The organism is Sulfurifustis variabilis, assembly GCF_002355415.1.
In the GTDB taxonomy this organism is placed as follows: Bacteria; Pseudomonadota; Gammaproteobacteria; order Acidiferrobacterales; family Sulfurifustaceae; genus Sulfurifustis; species Sulfurifustis variabilis.
Map to the genome: position 1 here is coordinate 2,294,000 of NZ_AP014936.1, position 13,920 is coordinate 2,307,919.

The window sequence follows — 13,920 nt, forward strand, 5'->3', positions numbered from 1 at the left end:
GCGCGCGCCCTCGACCCCCCGCGGTGCCTGTCGCATTCCCATCGCGTATATTCGTCGGCGCAGAGTCACCCGCGAGGGTTGCGCAGGTTGGAGAGCGTGAACGTGTGCGGCGGGATGTCGATCGCGAAGCGCGCCTCGTTCACCCGGATCTCCGTCCATTCCTCGGGCTTGTCGGCCTTCTGCATGCGCTGCCGCGCCGCGACGAGCTTGCCGCCCATGGGGCGGATGTCGAGGCTGGTGAGCCGCTTGACGAGCACGCCGGCCTGATCATAGAACTCGTGCTCGAGCACCAGGTGGTCCTCGCGTATTTTCACGATCTCCTTCCCCCACACCACGGGTGCTTCCTCTCGCGGCACCGATTCGATCACGTGGAGACGCCGCCCCTCGTGGCTTTCGGTCCGCAGCAGCCGATGCCGGTAGTGCCGCACGAGGTCGTCCGCCTTCGCCAGGTCGTTGTTCGAGAAATCGGAACCCATCCAGCTCTGGTTCATCATGCTCGACGGGATCTTGACGACGCGGTTGATCTTCGGGGCGAAGCTCCACATGTCGTCGCCGACCAGGAGGGTGGCGTTGCCGGCGTCCTTCGGCGGCGCGACCACGCGCACCAGGGAATCGTCCTGCCCGCGCGTCCACACGCGTATCGTCATCGTCCGCTGCCAGTCGGGTCGGTGGATCGTCATGTCCGCGACCGAGTAGGACGAGACGTCCCGCCAGTAGTCGATGGCGGCCTGCACGATGGCGGCGGCATCCTGCGCCGCCGCCGGGCCGGACAACAGCAGGGCGACGGCCGTACCGGCCGCCATCCTGCCGCCGTGGTGTTTCAACCGGGACCGCCCATGCGCTCGAACGCGATCATGCGATCCTTCACCGCCACGTCGCTGCGACACGCGTCCACCTCCTTCCTCGGCCGTCCGGCACCGGGAGAGTAACCCAATCCCCGCCCCGATCGACGAACCGTCCCGGCAGCGCGTCAGGCGGCCGAGCGCGGCGACCGTGGAATTGCACCGGAAAAACCCCTTAGCTGCTGTTTTGACGGTACTTTTAATGCAGGCCCGATCGACTGCCCGGGAGCCATGGCACAGAGCTTGCTTTGAAAATGTACAAGGAACCAACGACACGACCGGCATGGATCGGACCGGTAAATGTGGGGATCCATTCATGGCCTGTACGCACAAAGAGAGTTGCGCGCTGTTCCCGGTGATCTCGCTCAGCAGCGCGCTCAAGATCTGGCAGACATTCTATTGCGACGGTCGCCACGAGACCTGCGAGCGCTACAAGCTGTCGCTCGCGGGTCAGCCGGTGGCGGCCTCCCTGCTTCCGAACGGGAAGCTGCTGGACGTCGCCAACGACGGTCCGCGGCCGGCCGCCGAGGCCCGCCCGGGCGCTCCGACCACGCGCGTGGCCCCCGCGCAGAGCGAGCCGACGGCGAAGCCGGCCGCGACGACGGCGGCGACGGGCATGCCGCAGATCGTCTCCTCGTACTATCTGCGCATTCCCGTCAAGGATGCGCCCGGGGTGCTCGACAAGGTACTCGCGCCGTTGAGCGAGCTCAACGTCCCCGTGGACGCCACCATCCAGAAATCGGCCGTCGGCCCGAACGGGGCGCGCTGCCTGATCCTGGTGACGGACCAGGCGGAGGAAATGAACGTCTACCGCGCGATCGTCCGCATCGAAGCGCTCGACGAGGTGAGCGGTTCGGTCAAGTCGATCGCCCTCGAACGTCTCGACACGCGCGCGGCGAGCGCCGCCTAGGAAGAACCGCCATGGAACACGCGCCGACCGCTCCGATCTGGCTCCCGCGCATCCGCGCGGTGCTCGTCGTGCTCTGCTCGAACCTGACGGCGATCGTGCTTCTCGCCCTGTTCCTGCTCTCGGCGGTGTACGCGTCCGAAGCGGAACCGATCGGCAGCGCTGAGGAGGCGCGGCGCTGGTGGCAGCAGGCGGCGGAGCAGGGCCAGCCGGACATGCAGTACGGGCTCGCGCGCATGTACGAGACGGGCGCGCCGACCCTGGGCATCGCGGTCGATCCGGATCTGGCGCTGAAGTGGTACTTGCGCGCCGGCGAGCAGGGCCACGCGCCGTCCCTGTACGCCACCGGTCGAATCTACGAGGAAGGACGCGGCGTCGCGGCGAACCGGGAGACGGCGCTGCACTGGTACAACGAGGCGGCCCTGCGCGGCCACGAGGGCGCGCGCGAGCGCCTCGCCGGGCTCGCCGCCGAGGCCGCACCCGACGTGGCGGCGGTTGCGCCCGCGCCGACCGCGCCCGCGCGGACGTCCGCCGTCGAAAAAAACTGGCTCGAGCGTCCGTGGGACGCGCTATCGGATTTCACGCGGACGGCGTTCGCGCAGGGTGCGGCGGGACCCTATTGGAGCTGGTGGCAGGGCGCGATCGCCCTCGCCCTGATCATGCTCGCGTTCTGGCTGCTCGTGCGGGCGCCGATGGGTGTCTCGTCGAGCTGGGATCACGTCGTTCATTGGCGCGACTACGAACGGATGCGGCGCGCCGAGCAGGCGCTCGCGAAGAACCAGGACGCCGTCACCGACGCCCTGCTCGCCGAGACGATCGCGCAGTTCGGAAACGCGGCGATCGCGGAGTTCAGGGCGAAGACGGCGCCGCAGGCGAAGAAGATCCGGATGTCGTCGACCGCCAAGGCGCCCTGGCCGACGCATTTCACCTTCCTCGCGTGCATGCTGCTCGGCGGTCTGTTCGCGAGCTTCTTTGCCGGCACGTGGGAAGTTCAGTGGAGCCTGGGCCCCGAGTTCGAACGCCTGTTCGGCGCCGGCTGGCACACCTGGGTGCTCCTTACCGCAGGGGGTTTTCTGGTCGGCTTCGGCACGCGCATGGCCGGCGGCTGCACGTCCGGTCACGGGGTCAACGGCTGCGCGCGCCTTCAGCCGGGCAGCCTGGTCGGTACCGCCTCCTTCTTCGGCACCGCGGTCGCCATGACGCTGCTCCTCGAGAGGGTTCTGTGATGAAGCTCACCGCGCCTACGTATCACGTCGTCTTCGGCTTCTTCGGCCTGATTCTGGGCTTCTCGCTGACGCGTATCGGGTTCGCCGATTACGGCGAAGTGCACAAGATGTTCGCCTTCGTCGATCTGCGCCTGTTCCTGACGTTCGTCGGCGCCGTGGTCATGACGATGATCGGCTACGCCATCGTCGCCCACAACGCCGCGATGCCCCGCAAGCCGCTGCACCGCGGCACGATCGCGGGCGGCGTACTCTTCGGGGCCGGCTGGGCCGTCACGGGCGCCTGTCCCGCGGTCGCGCTCGTGCAGCTCGGGGCGGGGTATCTGCCCGGCCTCGCGACCGCGATCGGCATCGCGCTCGGCGTATGGTCCTACCGGCGGGTGCACGCCCGCTACTTCCGGTGGGATACCGGCGCGTGCCAGATGTGATTGGTTGAGAACGCGCCCGCGAACGGCGTTGCGGCCGTCCGCGGGACGCGCCCGCTAGGGCTTCACGACCAGAAAGAGCTTTCCGCCCCGCCGGTTCACGAGCAGCAGCGCGCTCTCGTTCTTGCCGAGTTTTTCGCTCAGACGCTTCACGTCGTTGATCGACTTCACGGGCTGGCGGTTGATCTCCATGATCACGTCGCCGGGCTCGACGCCCGCCGCGGCCGCGGAGCTGTCCGGCGCCACCGCCGTCACGACCACGCCGCTCGCTCCCGGCTTCAGACCGAGCTGATTCGCGATCTCGGGCGTGAGGTTGCGCAGCTCGAGGCCGGCGAGGGCGGTCTTCGGAGCGGTCTCGCCCTCCTCCTCGCCGTCGCCCTGCGCGATCTCCTTCGGCTGCTCGGCGATCTTCACCGACAGCGTCTGGCGCTTGCCGTCGCGGAGCACCTCGACCCTGGCGCTCCTGCCGATCGGCGTCTGGGCCACCATGTTGCGGAGCAGGGTCGGGCTGTCGACCGCCTTTCCGTCGAAGCCGACAATCACGTCGCCGCTCCTGAGGCCTGCGGCCGCCGCGGGGCTGTCCGGCAGCACTTCGCTCACGAGCGCGCCCTTCGCCTCGTCGAGGCCGAACTGTTTCGCCAGGTTCTGCGTGACCTCCTGAATCGAGACGCCGAGCCAGCCGCGGGTGACCTTGCCGTGCTTGACCAGGCTGTCCATGACCGCGCGGGTCATGTTCGCCGGCACGGCGAAGCCGATGCCCATGTAGCCGCCGCTGCGGGAGAAAATGGCGGTGTTGATGCCGACCAGCTCGCCGCGAACGTTGACGAGGGCGCCCCCCGAGTTGCCGGGATTGATGGCGGCGTCCGTCTGGATGAAGTCCTCGTAGTCCGCGATGCCGACGTTGGCGCGGCCCACCGCGCTGACGATGCCCATGGTGACGGTCGAGTTGAGCGCGAACGGGTTGCCGATGGCGAGGATGTACTCGCCGACCTCGAGCTTGTCGGAGTCGCCCCAGGGGACCGTCGGCAGGTCCTTGGCGTCGATCTTGACGACCGCGATGTCGGTCTTCGGGTCGGTGCCGATCACCTTGCCGGTGAACTCGCGCTTGTCGTTGAGCAGGATCTTGATCTCGTCGGCCTTCGCGATGACGTGGTTGTTGGTCACGATGTAGCCGTCCGGCGAGACGATGACGCCGGAGCCGAGGCTGTTCTCCCGACGCTCGCGCGGAATGCCGAAGCGCTTGAAGAACTCGTCGCCGAAGAACTGGCGGAAGAAGGGGTCGTCCATGAATCCCGGCGGCACCTCGCCGCCGGACGGGCCCTTGACGACCCGCGTGGTCGAGATGTTGACCACCGCCGGGGTGACGGCCTTCACGATCGGCACGAAGTTGGTGGACGGCCCGACACCGGGCGGCAGGGCCGTCGCCGCGTTCTCCGCGCTGCCGGCGACCGGCATCCAGTCGAGCCGCGAGGAAAGAACGATGCCCGCAATGACGCCGGCAAAAAGAAACAGGCCCGCCAGCAGGCCCAACCGGAAGGAACGGCGCTCGATGATCATGTTATTGGGATCCCTCGGAAAGACGTAACGTAAACCGATAACGCCTCCGATCGAAAAAGCCCGCAAAAGTTCGGGTCAACCCTCAGGCGGTCTTCTTCTCGGCGCCGGCGAGCTTCTTGCGGAACGCGAGCCTGTCCCCCGCCACGTCGACCAGAATAACATCCTTGGGCCCGAACTTGCCCGCGAGGATCTCCTGGGCGAGCGGATTTTCGATCGCCTGCTGGATGGCGCGCTTGAGCGGGCGGGCGCCGTACACCGGGTCGTATCCCGCCTCGGCCAGCTTGTCGAGCGCCGCCTTGGTGAGCTCGAGATCCATCTCCCGGCTCTTCAGCCGCCCGCGCAGGTACTGCACCTGTAGCTCGGCGATGCGGTGGAGCTGGTCGCGACCGAGCGGGTGGAAGACGACGATGTCGTCGACGCGGTTGATGAACTCCGGGCGGAAGTGCTGCCCGACGATCTGCATGACCGCGTCCTTCATCTTCTGGTAGTTCTCTTCTCCCGCCAGCTCCTGGATCACGGTGGATCCGAGGTTCGAGGTCATGATGATCACGGTGTTGCGGAAGTCGACGGTGCGCCCCTGACCGTCCGTGAGACGGCCGTCGTCGAGCACCTGCAGCAGCACGTTGAACACGTCCGGGTGCGCCTTCTCGACCTCGTCGAGCAGGATCACCGAGTAAGGTTTCCGGCGCACGGCCTCCGTGAGGTAACCGCCCTCCTCGTAGCCCACGTACCCCGGCGGCGCGCCGATCAGTCGCGCGACCGAGTGCTTCTCCATGAACTCCGACATGTCGAGGCGCACCATCGCCTCGTCGGTGTCGAACAGGAACGCGGCGAGCGCCTTGGTGAGCTCGGTCTTGCCCACGCCCGTGGGACCCAGGAACAGGAACGAGCCGTAGGGCCGCCGCGGATCGGACAGGCCCGCGCGCGAGCGACGAATGGCGTTCGAGACCGCCTTGATCGCCTCGTCCTGCCCGACCACGCGCCGGCGCAGATCGTCCTCCATGCGCAGCAGCTTGTCGCGCTCGCCTTCCATCATCTTGGACACGGGGATCCCGGTCCACCGCGACACGACCTCGGCGATTTCGTTCTCGGTCACGGCGTTGCGCAGCAGCTTCTTCTCGGTCTTCTGCGATTCCTGCGAGCTCGCGGCGGCAAGCTGCTTCTCGAGCTCGGGGATCCGCCCGTACTGGAGCTCGGCCATGCGGCCGAGATCGCCCGCGCGGCGCGCGGTGTCGAGCTCGAGTCGTGCGCGGTCGAGCTCCTCCTTCACGTGCGCGGCGCCCGTCACCTGCGCCTTCTCGGCCTTCCAGATTCCTTCCAGCTCGCCGTACTCCTGCTCCAGCCGCTCGATCTCGTCCTCGAGCAGGGCGAGACGTTTCTTCGAGGCCTCGTCGGTCTCCTTCTTCAGCGCCTCGCGCTCGATCTTCAGCTGCACCAGGCGGCGATCGAGCCGGTCCATGGCCTCGGGCTTGGAGTCGATCTCCATGCGGATGCGCGAGGCCGCCTCGTCGACGAGGTCGATGGCCTTGTCCGGAAGCTGGCGGTCGGTGATGTAGCGGTGCGAGAGCGTCGCGGCCGCGACGATCGCCGGGTCCGTGATGTCCACGCCGTGATGCACCTCGTACTTTTCCTTGAGCCCGCGCAGGATCGCGATCGTGTCCTCGACGGTCGGCTCGTCCACCAGCACCTTCTGGAACCGGCGCTCCAGCGCCGCGTCCTTCTCGATGTGCTTGCGGTACTCGTCGAGCGTGGTCGCGCCGACGGCGTGCAGCTCGCCGCGCGCGAGCGCGGGCTTCAGCATGTTGCCCGCGTCCATCGCGCCCTCGGCCTTGCCGGCGCCGACGATGGTATGGAGCTCGTCGATGAAGAGGATGATCTGTCCCTGCTGCCTGGCAAGCTCGTTCAGCACGGCCTTGAGCCGTTCCTCGAACTCGCCGCGGAACTTGGTGCCGGCGATGAGCGCGCCCATGTCGAGGGCGAGCACGCGCTTGTTCTTCAGGCCCTCGGGGACCTCGCCGTTCACGATACGCTGCGCGAGGCCCTCGACGATCGCGGTCTTGCCCACGCCCGGCTCGCCGATCAGCACGGGGTTGTTCTTGGTCCGCCGCTGCAGGATCTGCACGACGCGGCGGATCTCCTCGTCGCGGCCGATCACCGGATCGAGCTTGCCCTGCTCGGCCCGCTCGGTGAGGTCCACGGTGTACTTGGACAGCGCCTGGCGTGTGTCCTCGGCGTTCGGGTCGTCGACCTTCTGGCCGCCCCGCATCGCCTCGAGCGCCTTCTCTATGCCGTTCCGGGAGGCGCCGGCCTCGCGCAGGATGCGGCCGAGCTCGCCCTGGTCCTCCAGCGCCGCCAGGAGGAAAAGCTCGGTCGAGATGTACTGGTCGCCGCGCTTCTGCGCGTACTTGTCGGTGAGATTGAGGAGCTTGCCGAGATCGTTCGAGACGTGCACCTCGCCGCCCGCCCCGTGCACCGTGCCCAGCCGGTCCAGCGCCTCGGCGACCTTGGAACGCACGGCGTTCACGTTGACGTCGGCCTGTGCCAGCAGCTGCCGCGTCGTTCCGCCCTCCTGGTCGAGCAGCGCCGCCATCAGGTGGACCGGTTCGATGAACTGGTGGTCGCGCCCGAGCGCGAGGCTCTGCGCCTCGGCGAGCGCCGTCTGGAACTTCGCGGTCAGTTTGTCCATGCGCATGGGATTTGTCCGGGATTCGGCTCTGTCCGCCTAAAGTGGGGCGGTGGACCGCGATTTCAAGGGCGGACGCCGCGTTTTCGACTTCGCGGCCGGTGCCAAGGCGCCCGCCAGCTCGTCGAGCAGGGCGTCGGGGGTGCGGCCGGGATGGCGAAGGGGCGCGTGGCTGCGGATGCGGGCGCGGCTGCGCATCAAGACCGCGCTGACCGTGCGGCCCTGGCCGCGCACGCCGTCGATGCGCAGGGGCACGATGGGCGCGCCCGTCTGCGCGGCGAGGTGCAGCACGCCGCGCTTCAGCCGGGCCGGAGGTTCGTGGTCGAGGCGTATGCGCCCGTACGGGAAGAGCGCGACGACCTCGCCCGCCTCGAGCGCCCGCCGGGCGGCGCGCAGCGCGGGACGGGAGTTCGCCAGGCGTTCGACCGGGATGCAGCCGATCGCCCGGAACAGCGGCGTGAGCCATCGGCGCTCGTACTGCTCGCGCGCGATGATGAAGCGCAGCGGTCTCCGGCACGCCGCGATCATCAGAAGCGGATCGAGCCCGGACACGTGGTTCGCGACGACCAGCGCCGGGCCGCGCGCGGGCAACGGCACGCGGCGATGGCGCAGGCGGTGGTAGCGGCGGCAGAACAGGCGATTCAGGCCGTCCAACCGGTTCAACCACTTGCCGCCCCAGTCGGCGCGGTTCGCGGACTCGCACGCCGCGACGGCGCGCCGCACGCCGTATGCGCCCAGCACACCAAGCACGACGCCGAACGCGAGCGCGTAGAGCCAGCTCACGGGCCCGCCCGGGCGGCCGCGCGGCCGCGATCCTCGTCCACTCCGAACAGCAGCAGCAGCCCCGCGATGAAGAACAGCGCGGTCGAAAGCAGCGCGAGGCGATGATCCCCCCGGGAGGCGTACGTGATGCCGCCGTAAACCAGCGGTCCGATCACCGCCGCGAGCTTGCCCGCGAGCCCCCAGAGGCCGAAGAACTCGGCCGCCCGATCCGGCGGCGCGAACTGCCCGATGAGGGCGCGCCCCGCGGACTGGCTGGCGCCCAGCGCGAGTCCGACCATGTTCGCCACGACCCAGAAGGCGCTGCGGCTCTCGATGAAGAAGGCGAGCACGAGCGCGGCAATCCAGAGCAGCAGCGTGGCCCCGAGCGTACGGACGGACCCGAGCCGGTCCTGCACATGGCCGAAGACGAATGCGCCTACCGAGGCCGTGACGTTCACGACGAGGATCAGAACGATCGTCTCCTGCGTGCCGAACCCCATGGCCTGCTGCGCGTAGACCGCCGCGAGCACCACGACGGTATTGATGCCGCAGTAGTACGTCGCGAGACTGAGCAGAAAGCGGAACAGATCCCGGAACCGCCGCGCCTCGGCGAGCGTGCGGCGCACCCGCGCGAACCCGGCCGCCACATAGCCCTCGCGCGGCGCCATGGCCTGGCGAACCCCGCGCTCGCGGAGCCAGAGGAACGTGGGCGCCGCGGCGAGGCCGAATACCGCCGCGGTGATCCACATCGTGACGGGAACGTACTGCGTGGCGTTCTGCCCTTGCGACTCGGCCCAGGTGATGTAGGCGAGGCACGCGCCGAGCACCGCGAGGCCCCCGACGTAGCCGAGAGACCACCCGTAGCCCGAGATGCGGCCCATGTCCCGGGCCGGCGCGATCTCGGGCAGGAACGCGGCGACCAGGTTCTCGCCGCTCGAGAACATGAAGGTCGCCACTCCCACGAGCAGCATCGCGAGCGCGACGTCGCCCGAGTCGACGAACCCGAGCAGCGCGGTGGCGACGACGCATCCCAGGGTCGTCAGCGCGAGGAAGCGCTTCTTGCTGGCGCGATGGTCGGCGATCGCGCCGATGACGGGCGCGCTCACGAGCACGACCAGGTTGCTCACGCCCAGAGCGACCGTCCAGAGCAGCGTCCCCGCCCCGTTCCCGTCCGCGCCCTCGCCCGCGACGACCGCGACGAAATACGCGTTGAAGATCGCGGTGAGGACGACGGTCGTGTAACCGGAGTTCGCGAAGTCGTACATCGCCCAGGCGAGGATCTCCCGCCGCGGCGCCCGGAACCCCCGCGCCTCCGGCGCGCTCACGCGCGAAACGACGGGGGCATGCCTAGCCGGCGGCCTGGAGGCCCGGCAGCGGACCGCGCCGGGAACCGTCGGCGCGCCCAAACCGGCGCTGCACCGCGCGCAGCACCTGCTCGCAGTGGGCGTGGTTCACGCGGTAGTACACTTCCTTGCCGCGCTTCTCGCTGACGAGCACGTTGGCGTCGCGAAGCACCTTGAGGTGATGGGATATGGCCGGTCGGCTCAACTCGAACAGGCGGGTGATCTCGTTGACGCAGATCTCCTCGTTCGTTTGGAATAGGAGCAGAATCTGCTGGCGGATGGTATCGCCGAGCGCGGCGAAAAAGCGGGGGTAGCCCACCCAGTCATCGGGCAAGGGACGGGCGCACTCGGCATTCATTCGAGAACCGCGTCGTCGTGGCACCGAGCATCCAGAGGCACGAAAAGACCGGGTGGAGAATAGCGAAGCCGCGTTTCATGTCAATATATTTTGAAGTTCTGAATTGCTGATACGTCCCGACGCTTTCCCGGCCCGCCCCGCGCCAATCGAAGAGGGATCCATGACAGCACCACCCGCGCCTCCTCCGGCCGTGGAGATCGAAAAGGCCGTCGCCGCCGCGTTGGCCGAGGATGTCGGCGCCGGCGATCTGACGGCCGGCCTGCTGCCGCTGCACGGGGACGCCCGGGCGCGCGTGATCACGCGCGAGCCGGGTGTCTTGTGCGGCGAACCGTGGTTCGCGGCGGTGTTTCGTCAGCTCGATCCGGCCGTAAGGATCGCATGGGAGTCGAGCGACGGGGAGCGCCTCGCGGCCAACCAGGTGGTCTGCCGGCTCGACGGTCGCGCCCGGTCGCTCCTGACCGGCGAGCGCACCGCGCTCAACTTCCTGCAGCTCCTGAGCGGCACCGCGACGCAGGCGCGGCGCTATGCGGACGCCGTGAGCGGCACCGGTGCGGTCGTGCTCGACACGCGCAAGACCGTACCGGGGCTGCGTCGCGCGCAGAAGTACGCGGTCGCCTGTGGAGGCTGCCGCAACCACCGCCTCGGTCTCTACGACGGAATCCTGATCAAGGAGAACCACATCGCGGCGAGCGGATCCGTGCGCGCCGCCGTCGAAGCGGCGAAACGCGGTGCGCCGCGGGGCGTGCCCGTCGAGATCGAGATCGAGAACCTCGATCAGCTGCGCGAGGCGCTCGCCGCGGGCGCCGACCGCCTGCTCCTCGACAACCTCGACCTCGATACGCTGCGCGCGGCTGTCCGGGAGACGGCCGGCCGGGCAAGGCTCGAAGCCTCCGGAGGCATTACGCTCGCGAACATCCGCGCCGTCGCGGAGACCGGCGTCGACTTCATCTCGATCGGCGACATCACCAAGAACGTCCGCGCCCTGGATCTGTCGATGCGCTTCGTCACCGGCTAGCCGGCAGGATGGCTTCGAGGAAGGCGACGAAACGTCGCCGCTGCCCCAGCGAGCCGAACGTCTGAATGTGCCCCGCCTCCGGAACCAACCAGAGCGCTTTGGGAGAATCCGCCGCCTCGTAGAGACGGCGGGCGTGCCCCGGCGGCACGATCGGATCGCGCTCACCGTGAATGATCAACAACGGAATCGGGCTTACCTGCGCTATCGAGCGTACGGGACTGTAGGCGTCCTCCACCGTGCGCGCCAACGGCCACGCCAGCGGCCAGGTCAGCCAGAACGACGCCAGTTTTTCGCGCACGATATCCCGGTAGCTCGCGAAGGCGCTGTCGACGACCAGGCCCCGGATGTGCCGGCGATGGGCCGTGTGCGCCACGTAATGAACCGCGATGGCTCCGCCCAGGCTCTGGCCGAAGACGATCAGCCGGTCAGGATCGAGGTCCGGCCGATCGAGCAGGTATCGCACGCTGCCATCGACGTCCGCGTGCAGACCCTCCAGAGTGGGCACGCCCTGCGAGCGCCCGTAACCGCGGTAATCCGGCAGGAACACGTTGAAACCTTCCTGCGGCAGCCAGTACACGCTGCCGATGTGGGTGCTGATGTTCTCGGCGTTCCCGTGCAGGAACAGGACGGTCGCCCTGGCTTTGCCCCGCGCCGGAAGGAACCATCCATGGAGCTTCACGCCGTCCGACGCCGAAAAATGGACGTCTTCGTAGGCGAGGTTGATGTCGGCGGGCGTGCGGACATGGGAGCCGAGCGGCTGAAAGAACATAGGGGTGCAGCCGAGCGCCAGCAGCGCGGGGAGCAGGAGCAGGCACTGGCGGAGGCGGCGCATCAGAAATACGCCAGAACGAAAACGCCGGCACGGTTCCATGCCCGGTCGAACTCGCGCTCGCGCTCGAGCTCGAGACGCAGCGCGAAGCGGCGGCCGAACGCGTGGGCGAGACGGATGCCGACATCGCGTGCATCGTGGTCGTCGCCCACGCCGTAGCGCAAGGCGCGCGCGTGAACGGCGACCCGATCCGCCGGTCCGACCTGAGCGACGGCGCCGATGCCCGGGCCGAGGCCGAGCGCGTAGCCGTCGTCCAGATCGTCGGCAAGATCGACCGCGCCTTCGGCGAGCGCGTACACGAGCATGCCGTCGAGCGGTGAGTGCGTTACACCGGCACCGCCGCTCAGCCGGAACACCAGCTCGCGATCGTCATCCACGAAACGCTTGCGCACCCAACCGGACGCGACCTTCCAGGAAAGCGGCTTCAGCAGCCGGTCGCGCGGGGACAACGACGTGATGTTCAGCAGATCGAGGCGCTCGAGTCGGAAGCGGTGGTCGTCCTCCGTCCGGCGCAGTGTGGTGCCGAAGAATTCGATCTGCGCGCCCTGGACGTACCCCTCTTCGGGATCGAGCAGGTCGTGGTAGGCCGGCCGCAGGCGGACCTCCTGGAAGTCCCGGCCGTCCTCTCGACCGGCGCCCAGGTCGACGCGAGCTGACCCGTGCCCTTCGTCGGGACGCACCGACGGGATGGCGACCGGCTCGGGCGGTGCCGTCTTCAGACGGCTGCGGGCGAGCAGCAACTCGCGCAGGCGCGCGCCGGTCGCCTGGGCGGACTCGATACCGTCCCGGGCGCCCGCGAGCCGCTCGTACTCGAGGTATTCGTAGGCGAGCTCCAGCGTGCGGGCCTGCTTCTCGGGCGCGAGCGCGTCGAGACCCGGCGTCGCCTCGCCGTGGGCCAGGGCGCGCGCGAGCTCCACGTCCTCCCCCGGGAGTCGCTTCTGCCACTCGCGGAGCACCGTGGCGCGCGCCGCACGATACGTCACGTCACGGACCAGACCTTCCTCCTCCACCACGGCGCGAACCGTATCGGCCGGTATGGCCCAGGCGCGGAACCGGTCGGTGAGGCGCAGAGTCGGCCGCGCGACCTCGAACAGCGACAGGAGGTGGTAGGAGCAGTTCTCGTCGAAGAAGTAATAGTCGAACCGGACGGGACCCAGCTCCCAGACGTGCATCAGGAGCCGGTCGATCTCCTCCGGCGTGAAATCGAGGCGATACTCCCAGATGTCGCGGTTCTCGAGGTCGTTGTACTCCGAGACCTTGACATAGTACGGCGCGATCGCGAAGAGACCCGGATAACCTCCGAAGAGCCCGCGGACGGCGAAGATCAGGCCGTTATCCTCGTCGGTCGCGGCGGCGTAGTTGATCGCATACGCGAGGAGGCGCGTGCGGTCGTCCTGGTCCGCCGCATCGACCCGGAGCAGTGTGTGCCCATAGGCCGAGGCGGGGTTGTTGAGATACGCGGACGGAAAGACGAGAGTGATCGCGTGCGGGTTCAGGCCGGCGCGCCAGCGGTTGAATCGCAGACACTCCCGTTCGGGCAACCGCGCAGGGTCGAAGTGCAGCTCCTGCTTGAGCCACTGGTAGCGCGCAATGAACGCGCACTGGGGGTTCTGCTCCCTGTCGGTTTCCGCCCGGTCGGAGAAGAACGCCTCGAGCGTGGCGATGAGCTCGGCCTCGGGATCATGTTTGCCGTTGGGGGCGTTGAAGAACCGGGCGTCGTCGGCGAGGCTGCGGATCCCCGGACGCCAGGCGTACCGCTTGTAGTGCAGCAGGTTGTGCCATTCCACGCGCTGCGACAACCGCTTCGCCGTCGCCTGCCGGACCAGCTCCTCGAGGTAGTCGCCGCCCCGGGACGGAAGGGGAGCCAGGACGAACAGCAGAAGGACAACGAAGCGACCGAGGGGCATGCCGATTCCGGGACCGCATAAAAAAACGGCACCCGGTGGCGAGCCACCGGGCGCCGCGCTCTCGATGTT

At 68.5% G+C, this 13,920-nt stretch carries 12 protein-coding genes; 4 read left to right on the forward strand and 8 right to left on the reverse strand.

Annotated elements, in window-relative coordinates:
• Positions 1 to 65: 65 nt before the first annotated feature.
• Positions 66 to 803 carry an outer membrane lipoprotein-sorting protein gene (locus SVA_RS10905; RefSeq protein ID WP_096461247.1) on the reverse strand — a complete coding sequence of 246 codons (738 nt, stop codon included), beginning with the start codon at positions 801 to 803 and terminating at the stop codon, positions 66 to 68.
• 355 nt (positions 804 to 1,158) lie between these two features.
• Here SVA_RS10905 and SVA_RS19930 point away from each other — a divergent pair, with 355 nt between their 5' ends.
• From SVA_RS19930 to SVA_RS10920, 3 genes are read left to right on the forward strand one after another with little or no spacing between them, the layout of a single operon-like run.
• The gene (locus SVA_RS19930) at positions 1,159 to 1,752 is read left to right on the forward strand and encodes an ACT domain-containing protein (RefSeq protein WP_179948790.1); all 594 of its coding nucleotides are present in this window, start codon (positions 1,159 to 1,161) and stop codon (positions 1,750 to 1,752) included.
• Between the two features lie 11 nt (positions 1,753 to 1,763).
• A complete protein-coding gene (locus SVA_RS10915) occupies positions 1,764 to 2,975 on the forward strand; it encodes a YeeE/YedE thiosulfate transporter family protein (protein WP_096461248.1) in 1,212 nt (403 codons plus the stop codon).
• A complete protein-coding gene (locus SVA_RS10920) occupies positions 2,975 to 3,400 on the forward strand; it encodes a YeeE/YedE thiosulfate transporter family protein (protein WP_096461249.1) in 426 nt (141 codons plus the stop codon). The genes SVA_RS10915 and SVA_RS10920 overlap by 1 nt, the downstream gene beginning before the upstream one ends.
• Positions 3,401 to 3,454: 54 nt before the next feature.
• Here the strand turns inward: SVA_RS10920 and SVA_RS10925 are convergent, their stop codons facing one another.
• The 5 genes from SVA_RS10925 to SVA_RS10945 all read right to left on the reverse strand — a co-directional run bounded on the left by SVA_RS10925 (position 3,455) and on the right by SVA_RS10945 (position 10,100).
• Positions 3,455 to 4,954: a DegQ family serine endoprotease gene (locus SVA_RS10925; RefSeq protein WP_096461250.1), complete on the reverse strand. Its 1,500-nt coding sequence runs from the start codon at positions 4,952 to 4,954 to the stop codon at positions 3,455 to 3,457.
• Positions 4,955 to 5,036: 82 nt separating this feature from the next.
• Entirely contained in the window at positions 5,037 to 7,646 is a 2,610-nt protein-coding gene (clpB, locus tag SVA_RS10930) for an ATP-dependent chaperone ClpB (protein ID WP_096461251.1), read from the reverse strand.
• 30 nt (positions 7,647 to 7,676) lie between these two features.
• Positions 7,677 to 8,420 (reverse strand): lysophospholipid acyltransferase family protein, encoded by a 744-nt coding sequence (locus SVA_RS10935; protein ID WP_096461252.1) that lies wholly within the window; start codon positions 8,418 to 8,420, stop codon positions 7,677 to 7,679.
• Positions 8,417 to 9,724: an MFS transporter gene (locus SVA_RS10940; protein ID WP_197703171.1), complete on the reverse strand. Its 1,308-nt coding sequence runs from the start codon at positions 9,722 to 9,724 to the stop codon at positions 8,417 to 8,419. Before SVA_RS10940 ends, SVA_RS10935 begins: the two co-directional genes overlap by 4 nt.
• Before the next feature lie 22 nt (positions 9,725 to 9,746).
• The gene (locus SVA_RS10945; protein ID WP_096461254.1) at positions 9,747 to 10,100 is read right to left on the reverse strand and encodes an ArsR/SmtB family transcription factor; all 354 of its coding nucleotides are present in this window, start codon (positions 10,098 to 10,100) and stop codon (positions 9,747 to 9,749) included.
• Between the two features lie 160 nt (positions 10,101 to 10,260).
• On the opposite strand from SVA_RS10945, the gene nadC reads away from it, so the two are divergent.
• The gene (gene nadC, locus SVA_RS10950) at positions 10,261 to 11,115 is read left to right on the forward strand and encodes a carboxylating nicotinate-nucleotide diphosphorylase (RefSeq protein WP_096461255.1); all 855 of its coding nucleotides are present in this window, start codon (positions 10,261 to 10,263) and stop codon (positions 11,113 to 11,115) included.
• On the opposite strand, the gene SVA_RS10955 is transcribed toward nadC, so the two are convergent.
• Positions 11,105 to 11,947 (reverse strand): alpha/beta hydrolase, encoded by an 843-nt coding sequence (locus SVA_RS10955; protein ID WP_169924059.1) that lies wholly within the window; start codon positions 11,945 to 11,947, stop codon positions 11,105 to 11,107. The two genes, nadC and SVA_RS10955, sit on opposite strands and share 11 nt — an antisense overlap.
• A complete protein-coding gene (locus tag SVA_RS10960) occupies positions 11,947 to 13,851 on the reverse strand; it encodes an Lnb N-terminal periplasmic domain-containing protein (RefSeq protein WP_096461257.1) in 1,905 nt (634 codons plus the stop codon). The genes SVA_RS10955 and SVA_RS10960 overlap by 1 nt, the downstream gene beginning before the upstream one ends.
• Between the last annotated feature and the right edge of the window lie 69 nt (positions 13,852 to 13,920).